We start from the raw sequence: 22,043 nt of genomic DNA, 5'->3' as shown, positions 1-22,043 counted from the left end.
TTATACCGACTTTGATGCTTTAAACGCCCGGCTCCTGGTGCAGCCGTTTACATGCCGTACCGTCTTCACGGAACAGGTGGCAGCGGTGAGGCGGCAGGCCGATGGCGAATGTGGCACCTTCTTCTACCAGCACCACGTCATTCTGGCGGTACACCAGGTTTTGACGGATAGCCGGGATTTGGATGTGGATTTGCGTCTCGTTGCCGAGTTGCTCCACCACCTGTACGTCGCCGGTAAGCCGCACTTCAGAGGCTTCGCCAGGCAGCAGATGTTCAGGGCGAATGCCCAGTGACAGGTTGGCGCCGGGCTGAACGCCCGCGCCTTCCACCGGCAGCCAGACCAGCTGGCGGTTGGGCAGTTCGACCTGCACCTGTTGCGGCTGCGCCGCGGTCACCTTGACCGGCAGGAAGTTCATCTTCGGCGAGCCGATAAACCCGGCGACGAAGCGGTTGGCCGGGTAGTGGTACAGTTCCAGCGGCTTGCCGACCTGGGCCACGCGACCGGCGTCGAGCACCACGATCTTGTCGGCCAGCGTCATCGCTTCGACCTGATCGTGGGTGACGTAAATCATGGTGCGCTGCAGGCGCTTGTGCAGACGGGAGATCTCGATGCGCATCTGCACCCGCAGCGCGGCATCGAGATTGGACAGCGGTTCGTCGAGCAGGAACACGTCCGGCTCAGCGACCAGCGTGCGGCCGATCGCCACGCGCTGACGCTGCCCGCCGGACAGCGCCTTCGGCCGCCGATCGAGCAGGTGTGCCAGCTGCAGCACCTCGGAAACCTGGTTCACCCGTTGATTGATTTCCGCTTTCCTGGCGCCGGCCAGCTTCAGGCCGAACGACATGTTGTCCGCCACCGACAGGTGCGGATACAGCGCATAGGATTGGAACACCATGCCGATGCCGCGCTCGGAAGGCGGCACCTCATTCATACGTTTCTCGCCGATCAGCAGCTCGCCGGAGGTGATGTCCTCCAGCCCGGCGATCATGCGCAGCAGCGTCGATTTACCGCAGCCCGACGGCCCGACAAACACCACAAACTCGCCGTCTTCGATGGTCAGATTGACGTCTTTGGAAATCACGGCCTCACCGAAGGCCTTATAAACGCTGCGCAGTGTGACGCTAGCCATGCGTTACTCCCCTGCTTTCGCAGTTAACATGTCGTGTGAAAATGGCGGAGGCAAAGCCCGCCAAAACCCATTGATGACCCTCTTGCTGCGCGCCGTGCTGCCATGCCAACGGCAAGGTCGCCTCAGACGGCGCGGCCGCCTGAGTATAAGGCTGCAGGTTTATCAGCGCTTCAAGGCATTGATCCTGATGGGTAATAAGTAAGCGCACCACGCCGTCTCGCTGGCTGACCGCGCTCAGCTCGCCGCGCTGGATGAGCGGCGAACGGCGCAGGGCCAACAGCGCCTGGCAGTAACGTAAGGTGGAGTGGCTGTCGTGCTGTTGGCGGCTGATGGCCAACGCGCGGTGTTCGATCGCCACCTGCTGATACCAGCTGATTTCGCCGGCGGTGACCTGTTCGGGGGCCTCATGCCACGGCATCGGCGTTTGCGCGCCGCGCGGATCCTGCAGGCCGGCGGCGTGCGGCAGCCCCAGCTCTTCACCCTGATACAGGCAGATCGGCGCCGGCAACATCGCCAGCAGCGTCAGAAAGGCGGCGGCGGAGCGCAAATCGCCCTGCCCCCAGCGGCTGACCACTCGGGGCTGATCCGCGTCGCCGGTGCTCCACAGGCTGTCCGCCAACGAGGCGCGGCGGGCATGCAGCACCGCCACCAGCTTCTCCGCGCTGAACGGCATCACGTCCAGCGCCAATGCGCCGTGGGCGAACCGCTGCGGCGCGGCCGCATTGCGAACGCGGTTGGCTTCATCGGCGTACCACAGCGTCAGCCCTTCGCCCGTCACCGTCGCCTCGGTCTCCGGCGCCAGCGTCTGCGGCAGCAACAGGCCGTCGATCGACAGCGCTTTCAGGTACGGCAGCGCCGCCAGCATGCCGTGCGCGTCGCCCACGCCGTCCCCGTTTCCGTCACGGAAACTGGCCGGATGGATCCGGTACAGGGTGGGCTGGGTGGCGATAGGCATTGACGACATAAATCCGGTATCCCTGCTGCGCGTGGCGTTGAAAATCAATGGGCCGATAGTGCGGGAGTCGCCGGAAAGGGTAATCATCCGTAACAGGATTTTTCATGGGGGAGGAGACGGGAGGATGAGAGAACGACCACAGCGATGAGAAGTTCCGCGCTTAAGGCAAATCTGTGATCCGGCTGGCAAAAATCGCCCCCCTATTTTGTGCCTGACGCCACAGAATAGAGCGCAACGTTAACTGGATCACACTCCTCATCACAGGGGCGTAGAGGGGGGGAGGATGAGAATATGTCGCGTTGTGACCCACTATTACCGCGAAACGTCTCTCCTTGATTTATGTGCCCACAAAAAGAAGGACTGGATTATGACTCGCAGCATTACCCTCGCCCGCACGCTGGCGCTCTCGGCACTGGCCACCCTGGTGCTCTCTTCTTCCGCCTTCGCCAAGATCGAGGAAGGCAAACTGGTTATCTGGATCAACGGCGACAAGGGCTATAACGGCCTGGCCGAAGTCGGCAAGAAATTCGAAAAAGACACCGGCATCAAGGTCACCGTCGAGCACCCGGACAAGCTGGAAGAAAAATACCCGCAGGTGGCCGCCACCGGCGACGGCCCGGACATCATCTTCTGGGCCCACGACCGCTTCGGCGGCTATGCGCAGTCCGGCCTGCTGGCCGAAATCCACCCGTCCAAAGCCTTCCAGGACAAGCTGTTCCCGTTCACCTGGGACGCCGTGCGCTATGACGGCAAGCTAATCGGCTACCCGATCGCCGTCGAAGCGCTGTCGCTGATTTACAACAAAGACCTGGTCAAACAGCCGCCGAAGACCTGGGAAGAGATCCCGGCGCTGGACAAGCAGCTGCGCGCCAGCGGCAAAAGCGCCATCATGTGGAACCTGCAGGAACCCTACTTCACCTGGCCTATCATCGCCGCCGACGGCGGTTATGCCTTCAAGTATGAAAACGGCAAATACAACATCAAGGATGTCGGCGTCGCCAATGCCGGTTCGCAGGCCGGTCTGCAGTTCATCGTCGATCTGGTGAAAAACAAGCACATCAACGCCGATACCGACTACTCGATCGCCGAAGCCGCGTTCAACAAAGGCCAGACCGCGATGACCATCAACGGGCCGTGGGCCTGGAACAACATCGAGCAGAGCAAAATCAACTACGGCGTGACGCTGCTGCCAACCTTCAAAAGCAAACCGTCCAAGCCGTTCGTCGGCGTGCTGACCGCCGGCATCAATGCCGCCAGCCCGAATAAAGAGCTGGCGACCGAGTTCCTCGAGAACTACCTGCTGACCAACGAAGGGCTGGCGGACGTCAACAAAGACAAGCCGCTGGGCGCGGTGGCGCTGAAGTCCTATCAGGAAGCGCTGGCCAAAGATCCGAAGATAGCGGCCACCATGCAGAACTCGCAAAACGGGGAAATCATGCCGAACATCCCGCAGATGAGCGCCTTCTGGTACGCCGAACGCAGCGCGGTGATCAACGCCGTCAGCGGCCGTCAGACGGTGAAAGCCGCGCTGGACGACGTGCAGACCCGTATCACCAAGTAACGACGTCGTGCGGGATTAACATCCCCGAAATAATTGGAGTTACACCGCGACGGCAAGTACGCACATCCCCGGGAGCATAGATAACTATGTGACCGGGGTGAGCGGACGCAGCCAACAAAGGTGTAGCTTCAAGTATGAAGGGGACAAGTGCCCCGCCGTTGCTTCACAGAAAGGAACGCCCTATGCAATTCGCTCACGCCGGGACGCCTGCGCGTAAAAAATCGAAGTGGTGGCAAAGCGACGCGCTGAAATGGCTGGTGGTCGGCCTGTTCAGCCTGGTGACCTGCTACCTGATTGTGTTGATGTATGCACAGGGTGAATACCTGTTCGCCATCCTGACGCTGATCCTGGTCAGCGCCGGGCTTTACGTCTTCGCCAACCGCCGCGCCTATGCCTGGCGCTATGTGTATCCCGGCGTCGCCGGCATGGGGCTGTTCGTCCTGTTCCCGCTGATCTGCACCATCGCCATCGCCTTTACCAACTACAGCAGCACCAACCAGCTGACTTTTGAACGCGCGCAATCGGTGCTGATGCAGCGCCAGTTCCAGAGCGGCAAAACCTTTACCTTCGGCCTCTACCCGGCGGAAAACCAGCAGTGGCGCCTGCAGCTGACGCCACCGGACAGCGAACAGCCGCTGATCTCCGAACCTTTCCGCCTCGACGCCGCCGCGCCGCAAACCCTGAAGCTGACGGCACAGAGCGCCGCGCCGCAGGGCGAACGCGCCACGCTGCGGGCGATCACCCAGAACCGGCAAGCGCTGAGCCAACTGGTGGCGCAACTGCCCGACGGCGGGGAATTGCGCATGAGCTCCCTGCGCCAGTTCTCCGGCACCCGCCCGCTGTATGCGCTGGACAAAGACGGCAGCACGCTGACCAATAACCAGACTCAGGTGCGCTACCGGCCGAACGGCGACACCGGCTTCTATCAGGCGATCAACGCCGACGGCGGCTGGGCACAGGAAACCCTGAGCCCGGGCTATACCGTCACCACCGGCTGGAAAAACTTCCTGCGGGTGCTGCAGGACGAAGGCATCAAGAAACCGTTCGTGTCGATCTTCATCTGGACCATCGTGTTCTCGGTGATGACGGTGATCCTCACCGTGGCGGTCGGCATGGTGTTAGCCTGCGTGGTGCAGTGGGAGGCGCTGAAAGGCAAGGCGATCTACCGCGTGCTGCTGATCCTGCCCTATGCGGTGCCGTCATTCATCTCGATCCTGATCTTCAAAGGTTTGTTCAACCAGAGTTTCGGCGAGATCAACATGATGCTCAGCCATCTGTTCGGCATCAAACCGGCCTGGTTCAGCGATCCGCTCACCGCCAAGAGCATGATCCTGATCGTCAACACCTGGCTCGGCTACCCGTACATGATGATCCTGTGCATGGGGCTGCTGAAGGCCATCCCGGACGATTTGTACGAGGCCTCGGCGATGGACGGCGCCAACCCGTGGCAAAACTTCTTCCGCATCACCTTACCGCTGCTGATCAAGCCGCTGACGCCGCTGATGATCGCCAGCTTCGCCTTCAACTTTAACAACTTCGTGCTGATCCAGCTGCTGACCAACGGCGGCCCGGACATGATCGGCACCACTACGCCGGCCGGCTATACCGATCTGCTGGTCAGCTACACCTACCGCATCGCCTTCGAAGGCGGCGGCGGGCAAGACTTCGGGCTGGCGGCCGCCATCGCCACGCTGATCTTCCTGTTGGTGGGCGCGCTGGCGATCCTGAATTTGAAAGCCAGCAAGATGAACTTCGATTAGGGAGAATAACGATGGCCATGGTTCAACCCAAGTCCCAGCGCCTGCGCCTGTGGATCACCCATATTTTGATGTTGTGCTTTATCGCCCTGATCATGTTCCCGCTTCTGATGGTGGTGGCCATCTCGCTGCGCTCCGGCAACTTCGCCACCGGTAGCCTGATACCGGAAACCCTCTCCTGGGATCACTGGCGGCTGGCGCTCGGCTTCAGCGTCACCCACGCCGACGGCAGCGTGACGCCGCCGCCGTTCCCGGTGCTGCTGTGGCTGTGGAACTCCATCAAGATAGCGGCAATCACCGCCATCGGCATCGTGACGCTATCCACCACCTGCGCCTACGCCTTCGCCCGCATGCGTTTTCGCGGCAAGAGCCCGCTGCTGAAAAGCATGCTGATCTTCCAGATGTTCCCAGCGGTGCTGTCGCTGGTGGCGCTGTACGCGCTGTTCGATCGCCTGGGCCAGTACATTCCGTTTATCGGCCTGAACACCCACGGCGGCGTGATCTTCGCCTACATGGGCGGCATCGCGCTGCACGTCTGGACCATCAAGGGCTATTTCGAAACCATCGACAACTCGCTGGAAGAGGCGGCGGCGCTGGACGGCGCCACGCCGTGGCAGGCTTTCCGTCTGGTGCTGCTGCCGCTGTCGGTGCCAATTCTGGCGGTGGTGTTCATTCTGTCGTTTATCGCCGCCATCACCGAAGTGCCGGTAGCGTCGCTGCTGCTGCGCGATGTGAACAGCTACACGCTGGCGGTGGGGATGCAGCAATATCTCAACCCGCAGAACTACCTGTGGGGCGACTTCGCCGCCGCCGCGGTGCTGTCGGCGATACCGATTACCGCCGTGTTCCTGCTGGCGCAGCGCTGGCTGGTGGGCGGCCTGACGGCCGGCGGCGTGAAGGGGTAATTTGTGCCACTGCAGTGCGTTTGATGTCTTTCCTTATCTTTTACCCTATGGATTTCAAGTTACAGCGAGTGCAGTCAACAACGCTGTAGCTTGAAAGACGACGGGTAATGATATCCTGTGTCTTTGGCGGCCATTGGCCGCCATTTTTATCTCCGCTATTCCCGTTTCAGCCGATCGGTGTTGGCCAGATAGAGCGTCACCACCAGCACCAATATCGCCGCGGCGTAGATCAGGGTATCGATGGGATTCTTGTGGTCCACGATAATCAAACGAATAATCGCGGTAATGCCGATATAAATAAAATAGCGCAGCGGGAAATGATAACCCGACTCAAAATACTTGACGATCAAGGCGATAAATTCAAAGTACAAGAAATAAATCACGATGCCTTCAATCAACAGGTATGAAGAAGACTCTTCGTTGTTGATAAATAACACCTTCGCCAAGTGGAGGGTCTCCTTGACCAGAAACACCACCAGAATTGCCGCCAGCAGCAGCAAACCTACGTTCAGTACCCGCTGCAGCCCTTTCGCTATCATGATCGAACGCGACGTTTTTGCCATAAAACCTCTCTCTGAATACCGCTAATATGATTCAACCGTGCCAATATAGGCATTGTCTTAAAAATTATGCCCCGCGCGAAAGCACTTTAAACCCCATTTAATTCATAAAGTTATAATAAGATGTTTCTGGCTTATAGATTTGTAGCAAATCGAAATGTCAACTATCATGGGTCACAGAGATCTTTACATAAAACCAATAACCTCGAATTAACAAGGGAATTCTTTATGCGCGCTAAACTTAACGGACTGGTCGCTGCGGGCCTGTTTACCTGTGCATTGTCCGGCCACGCCGCCGGCCTGGTAACCCCTGACAACGATCTGCGTAACGATCTCGCCTGGTTGTCTGACCGCGGCGTTATCAACGTCAGCCTGTCCACCTGGCCGCTGAGCCAGGAAGAGATCAGTTCCGTTATCGCGCAGGCCAAGCCGGTCACCAATACCGAGAAAAACGTCATCGACCGCGTGCAGCGCCGTGTCGATGCCTTGAAAGCCAACATCCGCGTCAGCGGTTACGCCTCGACGGATAAACCCGGTACCCCGCAGGGCTTCGGCCAAAATGAGTACGCCGACGATCGCCTGACCATCGGCGCCGGCGCCAACGGCGAGTTCTGGGACGTACGTCTGCAGGGTTCGGTGGAAGGCGATCAGCGCGTCAGCGATGGCTCCAAATTCAATATGAACGGCTCCTACGGCGCGGTGAAAATCTGGAACCAGTGGCTCTCCTTCGGCGAAGTTTCCCAGTGGTGGGGCCCTGGTTACGACGGCAGCCTGATCCGCTCCGATGCCGCACGCCCGGTGGCGGGCTTTATGCTGCAGCGCGCAGACCAATCGCCGTTTGAAACCCCGTGGCTGTCGTGGATCGGCCGCTGGCAATACCAGCTGAGCGCCGGCCAGCTCTCGCAGTACAGTTCCGTCCCGCACACCAAATTGATCGGTGCCCGCTTCACCATGATGCCGACCGATTTCCTGGAGTTGGGTGCGTCGCGCGTCATGCAGTGGGGTGGTGAGGGCCGACCACAGTCCTGGAGTTCGTTCTGGAAAGGCGTTAGCGGCCGTGATAATGATGATTCCGGCAGAGGTGATGATCCGGGCAACCAGCTCGCCGGTTTCGATTTCAAACTGAAAATGCAGCCGCTGATCGGTATGCCGGTTAGCCTGTATGGTCAATTGGTGGGTGAAGATGAGGCAGGCTATCTGCCATCGCAAAACACCTATCTGCTCGGTTTGGAAGGCCATCCGGAATGGGGCCCGACGACCATCAACTGGTATATCGAAGGGTCAGACACCCGTTCGGATATGAGCCGCAAAAATTATGTGTATAACCACTATGTCTACAAAGGCGGCTACTACCAACAGGGTTACCCGCTGGGCCACGCCATGGGTGGCGACGGCCAGATGCTGTCCGGCCGCGTAGAGCTGGTGCTGGACGACAGCCAACGCTGGAGCACCCGCGTGGTTTACGCCAAGGTGAACCCGCTGAGCCAAAGCATCAACCAGGCGTTCCCGAAATCCGATACGCTGAAGGGCATTCAGGTCGGCTGGGGTTATACCTTCCCGTCTCAGGTTAAGTTCGATACCAGCCTGTGGTACACCGATAACGATCACAGCACCGCCGATGACGTGGGCGCGGGCGTCAGCTTCGAAGTGCCGATCAACCTGTAATTTGTTACAGACGTAAAAAAAACCCGCCGCGGCGGGTTTTTTATTGGCTTCAGCTCAGGCGATTAGCGCCATTCCTTGAAGCGGTTGATCAGCGCATTGGTCGAGCTGTCGTGGCTGCTAATTTTCTCGCTGCCCGCTAGCTCAGGCAGGATGCGGTTAGCCAGCTGTTTGCCCAGCTCCACGCCCCACTGATCGAAGGTGAAGATGTTCAGGATCGCGCCCTGGGTGAAGATTTTGTGCTCGTACAGCGCGATCAGGCTGCCCAGGCTGAACGGGGTGATTTCGCGCAGCAGGATCGAGTTGGTCGGACGGTTGCCTTCAAACACTTTGAACGGCGCCACGTGCTTGACCTGCTCAGGGGTTTTACCCTGCGCCGCGAACTCGGCCTCCACCACTTCCAGCGATTTGCCGAACGCCAGCGCTTCGGTCTGGGCGAAGAAGTTGGACAGCAGTTTGGCGTGGTGATCGCCCAGCGGGTTATGGCTGATAGCCGGCGCGATGAAGTCGCACGGCACCAGCTTGGTGCCCTGATGGATCAGCTGGTAGAACGCATGCTGGCCGTTGGTGCCCGGCTCACCCCAGATGATCGGGCCGGTCTGGTAATCCACCGGATTGCCGTTGCGATCGACGTACTTGCCGTTGGACTCCATGTTGCCCTGCTGGAAGTAAGCGGCAAAACGGTGCATGTACTGATCGTACGGCAGAATGGCTTCGGTTTCGGCGCCGAAGAAGTTGTTGTACCAGATACCGATCAGCGCCAGCAGCACCGGCAGGTTTTTCTCCGCCGGCGTTTCGGCGAAGTGCTTATCCATGGCGTGCGCGCCGCTCAGCAGCTGCTCGAAGTTGTCATAACCGATGGACAGCGCGATCGACAGACCGATCGCCGACCACAGGGAGTAACGGCCCCCTACCCAGTCCCAGAACTCGAACATGTTGTCGGTATCGATGCCGAATTCGGCCACCGCTTTGCCGTTGGTGGACAGCGCGGCGAAGTGCTTGGCTACGTGCTGTTGATCGGCGGCGCTGCTCAGGAACCAGTCGCGCGCGCTGTGGGCGTTGGTCATGGTTTCCTGCGTGGTGAAGGTTTTGGAGGCCACCAGGAACAGCGTGGTTTCCGGGTTCAGCGGCTGCAGCGTTTCGGCGATATGGGTGCCGTCGACGTTGGAGACGAAGTGCATGTTCAGGTGATTTTTATAAGGGCGCAGCGCTTCGGTCACCATGTAAGGGCCGAGATCCGAACCGCCGATGCCGATGTTCACCACGTCGGTGATCGGCTTGCCGGTGTAGCCTTTCCACTCGCCGCCGATGACGCGCGCGCAGAACTGTTTGATCTTGGCCAATACCGCGTTCACTTCCGGCATCACGTCTTTGCCGTCGACCAGGATCGGGCTGTTGCTGCGGTTGCGCAGGGCAATGTGCAGCACCGCGCGATCTTCGGTGCGGTTGATTTTCTCACCGGCGAACATCGATTTGATGGCGCCTTGCAGATCGGTTTCTTTCGCCAGCGCCTGCAGCTTCTCCAGGGTTTCCTGCGTGATACGGTTCTTGGAATAGTCCACCAACATTTGATCGTTGAAGGTCGCGGAGAACCGGGAGAAACGATCGCTGTCCTGGGCGAACAGGTCGGCGATCCGTACGTCTTTCATCTGTGCATAATGTTGCTGCAGGGCTTGCCAAGCAGCGGTTTGACTAGGATTGATATTTTTCATAGCAACACTCTTAGGCTTGAGAATAAAAATGACGCGTTTGTCCGATTGTAGCCTGTTCGACTGTGATTATGATCTCTTTTCTTGCGATAGGCGCTAACTGTCAACGCATTGCCGCCTCGTTTCAGCTTTCACTCTATACTTTGGGCTAACGGCCTGTTATCGGGGTTGCCGAATTGTCATCAGGCTGTGTCATCGTTGCTCATTTCGTCATTTGAAAGGGATCTCGCTTATGGAATTATCCGCCCCGCTCATGTTGGTGCTTATCGGCCTGGCGTCGCTGCTGGCGCAGTGGCTGGCCTGGCTGCTGCGCCTGCCGGCCATTTTGCCGCTGTTGCTGTTCGGCATCGTGCTCGGCCCGACGGTGCATCTGGTGCAGCCGGATCTGCTGTTCGGCGATCTGCTGTTTCCGCTGGTGTCGCTGTCGGTGGCGATCATCCTGTTCGAGGGGGCGTTGACGCTGCGTTTCGAGGAGATACGCGGCCTCGGCGGCGTGGTACGCAATCTGGTCACCGTCGGCATGCTGGTTACCTTTCTGGTCATCAGCCTCGCCAGCTGGTGGCTGCTGGATTTCCCGCCGGAACTGGCGGCGCTGATCGGCGCGGTGACGGTGGTGACCGGGCCGACGGTGATCGCCCCGCTGATGCGCGTGGTGCGGCCGAACGCCAACATTAACCAAGTGCTGCGCTGGGAAGGGATCGTCATCGATCCGGTCGGCGCCATCTTCACTCTGCTGGTGTTCGAATTCATCGTGCTGAAACAGAATGCGGAGTCCTATACCCACCTGTTTTGGACGCTGGGCGTGACCGCCGCCGTCGGCCTGATCGCCGGCGCGCTGTTCGGCTACCTGCTCGGCCTGGCGCTGCGCCGCGTCTGGCTGCCGCGCTACCTGCAGAACCTGGCGGTGCTGGCGATCATGCTGGCCGCCTTCGGCGTTTCCAACGCCATCGCCGACGAATCCGGCCTGCTGACCGTCACGGTGATGGGCATCTGGCTGGCCAACATGCGCGACGTCGATACCAGCGATATTCTGGCGTTCAAAGAGGAGCTGTCGGCGATCCTGATCTCGGCGCTGTTCATCATTCTGGCGGCGCGGCTCGACATCCAGGCGCTGTGGAACATGGGCTGGCCGCTGCTCCTGCTGCTGCTGGCGGTGCAGTTCATCGCCCGGCCGCTGTGCATCGCGGTATCGACCTGGCGCTCTTCCCTGCACTGGCGCGATCGGCTGCTGCTGTGCTGGATCGCCCCGCGCGGCATCGTCGCCGCGGCGGTCAGCTCGCTGTTCGCGCTGACGCTGCAGCGCAGCGGCTATCAGGGCGCCGACCGGCTGGTCACCGTGGTGTTCGCCATCATCATCGGCACCGTGGTGCTGCAAAGCCTGACCAGCGGCATGATGGCGCGCTGGCTGCGGGTACAGCAGCAAAAGCCGCGCGGCGTGCTGATCGTCGGCGCCAACAGCGTGGCGCGCATGCTGGCGCAGGCGCTGATCAAGCTGAACGTGCCGGTGATCGTCACCGACAGCAGTTGGGAATACTACCGCCAGGCGCGCATGGACGGCATTCCGGCCTACTATGGCCACGCCTACTCCGAACACGCCGAGAACTATCTCGACCTGAGCAATATCGCCCAGGTGTTGGCGCTGTCGCCCAATCGCCACCAGAACGCGCTGGCGGTCTACCACTTCGGCCATCTCTTCGGCGAGGATCACGTGTTTGCCATCCGTTCGGGGGCGCCGCTGAAAGGGCGCGGCGCCAGCGCGGAAAGTTCGCGTTTCCGCCGGCATGAAATTTTATTTAATCAGGAAGCCACCTACGGCCGCCTGAGCAGCCTGCTCGCCAAGGGGGCCACCATCAAGGCGACCAAATTGAACGAAAATTTCGGTTGGCTGGAGTATTTGGAGAAACATCAGGGCGTTATCCCGTTATTCAGCCAAAAGGAAGACGGTTCTCTGCAACCGATTGGCGCCGGTTCCACGCCCGCGATGCCCTGTACGCTTATCGCGCTGGTACAAGATGAAAATCCCTCACCGTCTGTACGTTGACAGAATGGCGATAACCGGCTATTCCTAACAGCCTACTTGCGCACCCGGTGCGCAAGCCAGAAGAGGCGCGTCGCCCAGGTAGAGTGTCAGAGGAGCCGTTTCTCCGTTGACGGCACCCGAGGGGGAGCGACGCCGAGGTACGATAATGGCCGGCCATTATCGTATCGACTACAGGGGCTGAATCCCCTGGGTTGTCACCAGGGGATCGCCCACAGGGCGATCGACAAGGTGGGGCGCTTCTGGGTGTATCGTAGCCTGACCTCTACGCCTGCCCCCTGTTTACCGCTCTCCCCTTGTGCCAAGGCTATGGAATTACAGTGCCCCCAAACGGGCATCCCTGACACGAGGTTTCTAGATGAACCAAGCAGCACCCCAGCATTCCACCGTGGTAGCCAAGTTCGGCGGCACCAGCGTCGCCGACTTTGAAGCCATGAACCGCAGCGCCGACGTCGTGCTGGCCAACCCGCAGGTCCGCCTGGTGGTGTTGTCCGCTTCGGCGGGCGTCACCAACCTGTTGGTCGCCCTGGCCGAGGGTTGCGAGGCCGACAAGCGCAATTACCAGCTTGATGAAATTCGCCGCATCCAGTACGCCATCCTCGATCGCCTCACGGCGCCGGCGGTGATCCGCGAAGAGATCGACCGGCTGCTGGAAAACATCGCCATGCTGTCGGAGGCCGCGTCGCTGGCCACCTCGACGGCGTTGACCGACGAGCTGGTCAGCCATGGGGAGCTGATGTCCACCCTGCTGTTCGTTGAAATCCTGCGCGCCCGCAACGTGCAGGCCGAATGGTTCGACGTGCGCAAAGTGATGCGCACCGACGATCACTTCGGCCGCGCCGTGCCGGACAGCGCCGCGCTCAGCGAACTGGCCCGAGCGCAGTTGCAGCCGCGCCTGCAGGAAGCGCTGGTGGTCACCCAGGGCTTTATCGGCAGCGAGCCGAAAGGCCGCACCACCACGCTCGGCCGCGGCGGCAGCGACTATACCGCCGCGCTGCTCGGCGAGGCGCTCGGCGTTGGCCGGGTGGATATCTGGACCGACGTGCCGGGCATTTACACCACCGATCCGCGCGTGGTACCGGCGGCCAAGCGCATCGACAAAATCGGTTTCGAAGAGGCGGCGGAAATGGCCACCTTCGGCGCTAAAGTCCTGCACCCCGCCACCCTGCTGCCGGCGGTGCGCAGCGATATTCCGGTATTCGTCGGCTCCAGCAAGGATCCGGCGGCCGGCGGCACGCTGGTGTGCAACACCACCGAAAACCCGCCGCTGTTCCGTGCGCTGGCGCTGCGCCGCAAGCAAACGCTGCTGACGCTGCACAGCCTGAACATGCTGCACGCGCGCGGTTTCCTGGCCGAGGTGTTCAATATTCTGGCGCGCCACAACATCTCCGTCGATCTGATCACCACCTCGGAGGTCAGCATTGCGCTGACCATGGACACCACCGGTGCCACCTCCGTCGGCGGCAGCCTGCTGACCACCTCGCTGCTGACCGAGCTGTCGTCGCTGTGCCGGGTGGAAGTGGAAGAGAACCTGGCGCTGGTGGCGATCATCGGCAACCAGCTGTCGCGGGCCTGCGGCGTAGGCAAAGAGGTGTTCGGCGTGCTCGATCCGTTCAATATCCGCATGATCTGCTACGGCGCCAGCAGCTATAACCTGTGCTTCCTGGTACCGGGCGAAGAAGCCGAGCAGGTGGTGCGCGCCCTGCACCACAACCTGTTCGAATAAGTCATTATCCCTGATTGCGGGCGCAGCACGCTGCGCCCCTGCGTCTAAAAAATTCGTTCAAAACCTGCAGGGGTTCAGCATGTTGAACCCGCAAAAAACACAACCACACCCACCGTTCTCAATCTGGCTAAGGAAAACCTGCATGTTGGCACTCTTCACGCGCTTATTCCCCCTGTGGGCGATACTGCTGTCCGTCACCGCCTATTACACGCCGACCTCCTTTACCGGCATCGGCCCCTACGTCAGCCCGCTGCTGATGCTGATCATGTTCGCCATGGGCGTCACGCTGCGGCTGGACGACTTCAAACGCGTGCTGGCGCGCCCCGGCCCGGTGGCGGCCGGCATCTTCCTGCACTATCTGATCATGCCGCTGGCGGCCTGGATCCTGGCGATGCTGTTCCGCATGCCGCCGGATCTGTCCGCCGGCATGGTGCTGGTGGGCAGCGTGGCCAGCGGTACCGCGTCCAACGTAATGATCTACCTGGCCAAGGGTGACGTGGCGCTGTCGGTGACCATCTCGGCGGTCTCGACGCTGGTGGGGGTGTTCGCCACGCCGCTGCTGACCCGCCTGTATGTCGACGCCAAGATCAGCGTCGATATCATGGGCATGCTGCTGAGCATTCTGCAGATCGTGGTGATCCCGATCGGCCTGGGCCTGATCGTCCACCACACCCTGACCAAGGCGGTGAAACGCATTGAGCCGCTGCTGCCGGCGCTGTCGATGGTGTGTATCCTTGCGATCATCAGCGCGGTGGTGGCGGGCAGCCAAAGCCACATCGCCTCGGTCGGTTTGGTGGTGATCGTCGCGGTGATCCTGCACAACGGCATCGGTTTGCTCAGCGGCTACTGGGGCGGCAAGCTGTTCGGCTTCGACGAATCCACCTGCCGCACGCTGGCGATCGAAGTCGGCATGCAGAACTCCGGGCTGGCAGCCACGCTGGGTAAAATCTACTTCTCACCGCTGGCCGCTCTGCCGGGCGCGCTGTTCTCGGTCTGGCACAACCTCTCCGGTTCGCTGCTGGCGGGGTATTGGTCCGGCCGCCCTATCAAGAAAAAATAAACCGCCTGTAGGGACGCAAACAATTGCGTCCCCGTTCTTCTCTGCGAAATTTCGTATTTCCCACTGGTCGGATTGTCATAATTCCTCTCATCCCCTATCATCCGTGAAAAATAAAAATTCAGATTCTTCCTAACCATGCCGATAATGTTGGCAAGAGGAAGAGACGTTCTACTTTTTTTAATTAATTAAGTCACCAGGGTTGCCCACCATAAAAGAAGCAGCCTAATTATTATTTAGATCTATACCCACCGTCTTATTTGCCGCGGCAAATCAAGATACCTCGCAATGTGCACGTCGCTCATTATTTCGGGCCGGCCGTCGGCCGCCCGTGGTTAACCTCATGGATTGGGCGGGCTGCCCCGGCGGCCTCTCATAATGGATTACAATGATAAAAAAAATAACCGCCTTGACGCTGTTGGTCAGCACGGCCCTTTCCGCCGAAACCCTGCCGGACGCCCACATGATGCGGGATATGTCGATGGGGGAGTCGCGCCGTGCGTTGCAAGACAGCACGCGTGAAGTCAACCAGTTGATTGAGCAACGCCGCTACCAGCAGCTGAAGCAGCAACGCTTGCTGGCGGAGCCGGAACCGCCCGCGCCCGCCCTGCCGCAGTCCGCGCAGTGCCTGCCGATCGCCGGCGTTTATCTGCAGGGCGTCACCCTGCTCTCGCCGACCGATTTATCCGCCCTGAGCGCGCTGCCGGAAAACTGCATCAGCAGCAATGATATCAATCGCCTGACCCGCGAATTAACGCGCCTTTATGTGCAAAAAGGCTATATCACCGCGCGCGTGCAAATTGTTCGCCCTAATTCACAGGGAGAATTGGGGTTAAGCGTCACCGAAGGATTTATCGAGAAAATAGAAGGCGGCGATCGCTGGGTCAACAGCCGTTTATTATTTCCGGGGCTGGAAGGCAAGCCGTTGAAATTAACCGAGCTCGACCAGGGATTGGATCAGGCCAACCGTTTGCAATCGAATACCACCAAGCTGGATATATTGCCCGGCCACCAGGTTGGCGGTTCGGTCATTCGTTTGCGCAATCAACATGCCAAGCCCTGGCTGATTACCGCCGGCACGGATAATTACGGCCAAAAAAGCACCGGCCAGTGGCTGGCGCGCGCCACCGCCACGCTGGACAGCCCGTTCGGCCTGTCGGACTTCGTCAGCCTGAACGCCAGCAGCACGCTGGAAAACCCGGCTCATCGCTATAACCGCGCCTATACCCTGCTCTATTCGCTGCCGTACGGCGCGTTCACCTTCAGCGGGTTCGCCAGCTTCTCGTCCTATGAGAACCACCAGCAGCTGCCGCACAACGTGGTCAAACTGCACGGCCAGACCCAACAGTACGGGCTGCGCAGCGACTATGTGTTTTACCGCGATCACGATCAGATAGACAGCCTGAGCGGCCAGTTGACCTACAAGCGCATCGACAACTACTTCGAAAGCGTGCGCCTCGAAGTCAGCAGCCCCACGCTGACCCTGGCCGAGCTGAGCGCCAGCCACCTGCAGATTCTGCCCAACGGCGTGTTCAGCGCCAATCTCAGCGTCGAACAGGGTCTGCCGTGGTTGGGGGCCGATCGCCACCCGAGCTCGGTGCACCTCGACAGCCAGTTCACCAAGGGCAAGCTGTTCGCCAACCTCAGCCAGCGCCTTCACCTGGGCGAGGCGACCTATCAGCTCAACAACCTGTTCTATGGCCAGTACAGCCGCGACCCGCTGCCCGGCGTGGAATGGCTGAGCCTTACCGATCGCAGCGCCGTGCGCGGCTTTAGCCGCAGCACCCAGTCCGGCGACAACGGCTGGTATCTGCAGAACACGCTGTCGCGCAGCTTCAATCTGGGCGCCACCACGCTGACGCCGCGCCTCGGCGCCGACGTCGGCCGCATTTTGCCGCGCCAGGACAACTCGGGGTGGCGCAGCAGCACCGGCCTGAGCAGCGGCGCCACGTTGCGCTATCGGCAGGCGCTGGTCGATCTCGAGGTCAGCCGCGGCTGGATCTTGTCAAATCACGCCACGCCGGAAGATCCCGTTCAGGTACTGGCGCGCTTTTCTTACACCTTTTAATTAATCAGCAGTTTTGCAGGACCCCACGGCAATATACGGAGAGACATGGATGAAAAATAATAACTTCAGGCTTTCAGCAGCGGGCAAACTGGCCGCCGCGCTGGCGATTATTCTCGCCGCTTCCGCCGGCGCCTATGCCGCGGAGATCGTGGCGGCCAACGGCGCCAACGGCCCCGGCGTTTCCACCGCCGCAACCGGCGCGCAGGTGGTCGACATCGTCGCGCCGAACGGTAACGGGCTGTCGCACAACCAGTATCAGGACTTCAACGTCAACCAGCCCGGCGCGGTGCTGAACAACTCCCGCGAGGCAGGGCTGTCGCAGCTGGCCGGCCAACTGGGCGCCAACCCCAATCTGGGCGGGCGCGAAGCCAGCGTCATCCTCAACGAAGTGATCGGCCGTAACCCTTCTCTGCTGCACGGCCAGCAAGAGATCTTCGGCATGGCGGCCGACTACGTGCTGGCCAACCCGAACGGCATCAGCTGCCAGGGCTGCGGGTTCATCAATACCAGCCGCTCCTCGCTGGTGGTCGGCAACCCGCTGGTGGAGAACGGCCTGCTGCAGGGCTACAGCACCCTGGACAACCGCAATACCCTGAGCCTCAACGGTACCCTGAACGCCGGCGGCGTGCTGGATCTGATCGCACCGAAGATAGACAGCCGCGGTGACGTGATCGTACAAGACTTCACCCACCGCAACGGCAGCGTAACGCCGGCGGCGATCAACGCCATCAGCGGCCATAACCGCGTGGCGCGCGACGGCAAGGTGCTGGCCAGCGTACAGCCGACCACCGCGCTGGACAGCTACTACCTCGGCAGCATGCAGGCCGGACGCATCAACATCATCAACACCGCGCAGGGCAGCGGCGTGAAGCTGGCGGGCACGCTGGCCGCCCGCGACGATCTCAAGGTGAAGGCCTACGATATTCGCAGCGAAAGCCGCGTTGACGACGCCAGCAGCAACCGCAACGGCGGCGACAACTACCAGAACTACCGCGGCGGCATTTACGTCAACGACCGCAGCAGCAGCCAGAAGCTGACCCGCACCGAGCTGAAAGGCAAGAACATCAGCCTGGTGGCGGATAACCACGCGCACCTCACCGCTACCGATATTCGCGGCGAAGACATCACGCTGCAGGGCGGCAAGCTGACGCTCGACGGCCAGCAGCTGAAACAGACCCAGGGCCACACCGACGACCGCTGGTTCTACTCCTGGCAATACGACGTCACCCGTGAGCGCGAGCAGCAGCAGCAGGCAGGCAGCACCGTCGCCGCCAGCGGCAGCGCCAAACTCGTCAGTACCCGGGAAGACGTGAACCTGTTGGGCGCCAACGTCAGCGCCGATCGGGCGCTGAGCGTCAAGGCGGCGCGCAACGTGCACCTCGCCGGACTGGTGGAGAAGGATAAGTCCACCGAACGCGGCTACCAGCGCAATCACACTTCCAGCCTGCGCACCGGCAGCTGGAGCAGCAGCGACGAAAGCGAAAGCCTGAAGGCCAGCGAACTGCACAGCCAGGGGGCGCTGACGCTGGAGGCCGGCAACAACGTCGCGACCCAGGGCGCCAAGCTGCACGCCGGCCGCGATTTGACGGTCAATGCCGGCAACCAAATCCAGATCGGGGTGCAGAAAACCGCCAACGCCAAAGCGGTGCGCGATGACAAAACCTCCTGGGGCGGCATCGGCGGCGGCGACAACAAAAACAACAGCAACCGTCGCGAGGTCAGCCACGCCTCCGAACTGACCAGCGACGGCACCCTGCGCCTGAACGGCCAGCAGGGCGTCACCATCACCGGCAGCAAGGCGCGCGGCAAGGAAGGCGGCCTGGTCACCGCCACGCAAGGTGGCCTGCGCATCGACAACGCGCTGAGCACCACCGTGGACAAAATCGACGCGCGCACCGGCACCGCCTTCAACATCACCAGCAGTTCACACAAGGCCGACAACAGCTACCAGAGCAGCACCGCCAGCGAGCTGAAGTCTGATACCAACCTGAAGCTGGTCAGCCGTAAGGATACCGACGTCATCGGCAGCCAGGTCACCAGCGGCGGTGAGCTGAGCGTGACGTCGCAGACCGGCAACATCAACGTCAAGGCCGCCGAACAGCAGCAAAAAATCGATGAGCAGAAGACCGCGCTGACCGTCAATGGCTACGCCAAAGAAGCCGGCGACAAGCAATACCGTGCCGGTTTGCGCATCGAACACACCCGCGACAACGAAAAAACCACCCGCACCGAAAACCGCGCCTCGACCCTCAGCGGCGGTAGCGTGAAGCTCGAGGCGGAGAAGGACGTGACCTTCAGCGGCTCCAAACTGGTCGCCGACAAAGGCGACGCCAGCGTCAGCGGCAACAAGGTCTCGTTCCTGGCGGCCGACGATAAAACCACCTCGAACACCGAGCAGACCAAGATCGGCGGCGGTTTCTACTACACCGGCGGCATCGACAAGCTCGGCAGCGGCGTGGAAGCCGGCTACGAGAACAGCAAAACGCAGGCGCAGAGCAGCAAGGCGGTCACCTCCGGCAGCGACGTCAAAGGCAACCTGACTGTCAACGCCCGCGACAAGCTGACCCAGCAAGGCGCGCAGCACAGCGTCGGCGGCACCTACCAAGAGAACGCCGCCGGCGTCGATCATTTGGCCGCCGCCGACACCGCCAGCAGCACCACCACCAAAACCGACGTCGGCGTGAACATCGGCGCCAACGTCGATTACAGCGCCGTGACCCGCCCGGTCGAGCGCGCGGTCGGCAAGGCGGCCAAGCTGGACGCCACCGGCGTCATCAACGACATCGGCGGCATCGGCGCGCCTAACGTCGGCCTGGATATCGGCGCACAGGGCGGCAGCAGCGAAAAACGCAGCAGCAGCTCGCAGGCGGTGGTCAGCTCGGTGAAAGCCGGCAGCATCGACATCAACGCCAAAGGCGAAGTGCGCGATCAGGGCACGCAATATCAGGCAAGCAAAGGCGCGGTCACGCTGACGGCGGACAGCCACCGCAGCGAAGCTGCAACGAACCGCCAGGAAGAGCAGAACCGCGATACCCGCGGCAGCGCCGGCGTGCGCGTCTACACCTCCACCGGCAGCGATCTGACCGTAGACGCCAAGGGCGAAGGCGGCACCCAGCGCAGCAACAGCAGCGCCAGCCAGGCGGTGACCGGCTCGATCGACGCGGCCAACGGCATCAACGTCAACGTGAAAAAAGACGCGGTCTATCAGGGTACCGCGCTGAACGGCGGCAGCGGTAAAACCACCGTCGACGCCGGCGGCGATATCCGCTTTGATCAGGCCAGCGACAAACAGAGTGAGAACCACAGCGGCTTTAACGTCAAGGCCTCGGCGAAGGGCGGCTTCACCGCCGACAGTAAAAACTTCGGCGCCGGCTTCGGCGGCGGTACCAACAAAGGCGAAAGCAGCGGCAGTACCGCACAGGTCGGCAACGTCAGCGGCCAACAGGGCGTTGAACTGAAGGCGGGCCGCGATCTGACGCTTAAAGGCACCGACGTCAAAAGCCAGGGCGACATCACCCTGAGCGCGGGCAACAAGGTCGCGCTGCAGGCGGCGGAATCGACCCAAACGCGCAAGGAAAGCCAGCTGTCCGGCAATCTCGATCTGGGCGCCGGCAGCAGCGACAGCAAGGAAAAAACCGGTGGCAGTCTCTCCGCCGGCGGCGCGTTCGACATCGCCAAGGTGAATGAGTCCGCGACCGAACGCCAGGGCGCTAAGCTCGCCTCAGACGGCAAGGTCACCCTGTCCGCCGGCGGCAAAGGCGATGACGCGCTGCATCTGCAGGGCGCCAAGGTCAGCGGCGGCAGCGCCGCGCTCGAGGCGAAAAACGGCGGTATCCTGCTGGAGTCCGCCAAGAACGAGCAGCATAAGGACAACTGGAGCCTGGGCATTAAAGCCAACGCCAAAGGCGGCCAAACGTTCAACAAGGACGCCGCCGGCAAGGTCGATCCGAACACCGGCAAAGACACCCATACGCTGGGCGCCGGTCTGAAGGTCGGCGTGGAACAGCAGGATAAAACCACCCACGCCAACACCGGCATCACCGCGGGCGATGTGGCGCTCAACAGCGGCAAGGACACCCGCCTCGCCGGGGCGCGCGTCGATGCCGACAGCGTACAGGGCAAGGTGGGCGGCGATCTGCACGTTGAAAGCCGCAAAGACGTCGAGAAAGGCGTGAAGGTGGATGTGGATGCCGGTCTGAGCCACAGCAACGATCCGGGCAGCAGTATCACCTCCAAGCTGTCGAAGGTGGGCACGCCGCGCTACGCCGGGAAAGTGAAAGAGAAACTGGACGCCGGGGTGAACAAAGTGGCCGACGCCACCACCGACAAATACAACAGCGTGGCGCGTCGCCTCGATCCGCAGCAGGACACCACCGGCGCGGTCAGCTTCAGCAAAGCCGACGGTAAAGTGACGCTGCCGGAAACGCCGGCCGGCGAGAAACCGCAGGGCCCGCTGTGGGATCGCGGTGCACGCACCGTCGGCGGCGCGGTGAAAGACAGCGTCACCGGGCCGGCGGGCCGCCAGGGGCAGCTCAAGGTCAATGCCGAGGTGGTGAACAACAATGCGGTCGGCGAGCAATCGGCGATTGCCGGTAAGCACGGCGTGGCGCTGCAGGTCGGCGGCCAAACCCAACTCACCGGCGGCGAGATCCGCAGCCAGCAGGGCAAGGTGGAACTGGGCGGTAGCCAGGTCAGCCAGCAGGACGTCAGCGGCCAACGTTATCAGGGCGGCGGCCGCGTCGATGTGGCGGCCACGGTAGGCGGCCTGGCCGCCGGTGCGGCGAAACAGGGCGTTGACGGCAACGTGCCGTTCGCCAGCGGCCATGCCTCAACGAAACAGGCGGACGCCAAAGCCGGCGTGTTCAGCGGCAAATAACGCGCCTCTCCTAGGCAATGCCCCCGGTGAAAACCGGGGG

At 61.3% G+C, this 22,043-nt stretch carries 13 protein-coding genes and 1 riboswitch; of the genes, 9 read left to right on the top strand and 4 right to left on the bottom strand.

Annotation, left to right across the window (positions count from 1 at the left end; genetic code table 11):
• Window positions 1-19 precede the first annotated feature (19 nt).
• Window positions 20-1,129 (bottom strand): maltose/maltodextrin ABC transporter ATP-binding protein MalK, encoded by a 1,110-nt coding sequence (gene malK, locus EKL15_RS23010; RefSeq protein ID WP_038874339.1) that lies wholly within the window; start codon window positions 1,127-1,129, stop codon window positions 20-22.
• A complete protein-coding gene (locus tag EKL15_RS23005; protein ID WP_060425181.1) occupies window positions 1,122-2,093 on the bottom strand; it encodes an alpha-amylase family glycosyl hydrolase in 972 nt (323 codons plus the stop codon). The genes malK and EKL15_RS23005 overlap by 8 nt, the downstream gene beginning before the upstream one ends.
• A gap of 358 nt (window positions 2,094-2,451) precedes the next feature.
• Between EKL15_RS23005 and malE the strand changes: the two genes are divergently transcribed.
• The 3 genes from malE to malG all read left to right on the top strand — a co-directional run bounded on the left by malE (window position 2,452) and on the right by malG (window position 6,307).
• A complete protein-coding gene (gene malE, locus EKL15_RS23000) occupies window positions 2,452-3,645 on the top strand; it encodes a maltose/maltodextrin ABC transporter substrate-binding protein MalE (RefSeq protein ID WP_100397041.1) in 1,194 nt (397 codons plus the stop codon).
• Between the two features lie 182 nt (window positions 3,646-3,827).
• Window positions 3,828-5,405, top strand: coding sequence for a maltose ABC transporter permease MalF (malF, locus tag EKL15_RS22995; RefSeq protein WP_038874341.1), 1,578 nt, complete (start codon window positions 3,828-3,830; stop codon window positions 5,403-5,405).
• A gap of 11 nt (window positions 5,406-5,416) precedes the next feature.
• Window positions 5,417-6,307 (top strand): maltose ABC transporter permease MalG, encoded by an 891-nt coding sequence (gene malG / locus EKL15_RS22990; protein WP_100397040.1) that lies wholly within the window; start codon window positions 5,417-5,419, stop codon window positions 6,305-6,307.
• 155 nt (window positions 6,308-6,462) lie between these two features.
• Here malG and psiE read toward each other — a convergent pair whose 3' ends face one another.
• A complete protein-coding gene (gene psiE / locus EKL15_RS22985; RefSeq protein WP_004936694.1) occupies window positions 6,463-6,870 on the bottom strand; it encodes a phosphate-starvation-inducible protein PsiE in 408 nt (135 codons plus the stop codon).
• 225 nt (window positions 6,871-7,095) lie between these two features.
• On the opposite strand from psiE, the gene EKL15_RS22980 reads away from it, so the two are divergent.
• Window positions 7,096-8,532 carry a capsule assembly Wzi family protein gene (locus EKL15_RS22980; protein ID WP_049201520.1) on the top strand — a complete coding sequence of 479 codons (1,437 nt, stop codon included), beginning with the start codon at window positions 7,096-7,098 and terminating at the stop codon, window positions 8,530-8,532.
• A 62-nt stretch (window positions 8,533-8,594) separates the two neighbouring features.
• On the opposite strand, the gene pgi is transcribed toward EKL15_RS22980, so the two are convergent.
• Window positions 8,595-10,241 carry a glucose-6-phosphate isomerase gene (pgi, locus tag EKL15_RS22975; RefSeq protein ID WP_033639258.1) on the bottom strand — a complete coding sequence of 549 codons (1,647 nt, stop codon included), beginning with the start codon at window positions 10,239-10,241 and terminating at the stop codon, window positions 8,595-8,597.
• Window positions 10,242-10,470: 229 nt separating this feature from the next.
• On the opposite strand from pgi, the gene EKL15_RS22970 reads away from it, so the two are divergent.
• The 5 genes from EKL15_RS22970 to EKL15_RS22950 all read left to right on the top strand — a co-directional run bounded on the left by EKL15_RS22970 (window position 10,471) and on the right by EKL15_RS22950 (window position 22,003).
• Entirely contained in the window at window positions 10,471-12,279 is a 1,809-nt protein-coding gene (locus EKL15_RS22970) for a sodium:proton antiporter (RefSeq protein WP_089186514.1), read from the top strand.
• Between the two features lie 52 nt (window positions 12,280-12,331).
• Window positions 12,332-12,526: riboswitch (Lysine riboswitch) on the top strand.
• 108 nt (window positions 12,527-12,634) lie between these two features.
• On the top strand, window positions 12,635-14,002 hold the full coding sequence (gene lysC / locus EKL15_RS22965; RefSeq protein WP_100397039.1) for a lysine-sensitive aspartokinase 3: 1,368 nt from the start codon (window positions 12,635-12,637) through the stop codon (window positions 14,000-14,002).
• Window positions 14,003-14,144: 142 nt separating this feature from the next.
• Complete coding sequence (gene panS, locus EKL15_RS22960; RefSeq protein WP_049201525.1) at window positions 14,145-15,062, top strand: ketopantoate/pantoate/pantothenate transporter PanS; 918 nt, start codon at window positions 14,145-14,147, stop codon at window positions 15,060-15,062.
• Window positions 15,063-15,447: 385 nt separating this feature from the next.
• Window positions 15,448-17,127, top strand: a complete 1,680-nt coding sequence (locus tag EKL15_RS22955) for a ShlB/FhaC/HecB family hemolysin secretion/activation protein (protein ID WP_100397038.1) — start codon at window positions 15,448-15,450, stop codon at window positions 17,125-17,127.
• A gap of 49 nt (window positions 17,128-17,176) precedes the next feature.
• Window positions 17,177-22,003, top strand: coding sequence for a hemagglutinin repeat-containing protein (locus tag EKL15_RS22950; RefSeq protein WP_100397037.1), 4,827 nt, complete (start codon window positions 17,177-17,179; stop codon window positions 22,001-22,003).
• The last annotated feature ends 40 nt before the right edge of the window (window positions 22,004-22,043 follow it).

Origin of the sequence: Serratia sp. 4542 (genome assembly GCF_016805595.1) — a bacterium.
GTDB lineage: Bacteria > Pseudomonadota > Gammaproteobacteria > Enterobacterales > Enterobacteriaceae > Serratia > Serratia nevei.
This window is presented reverse-complemented; position numbering and strand designations above follow the sequence as displayed.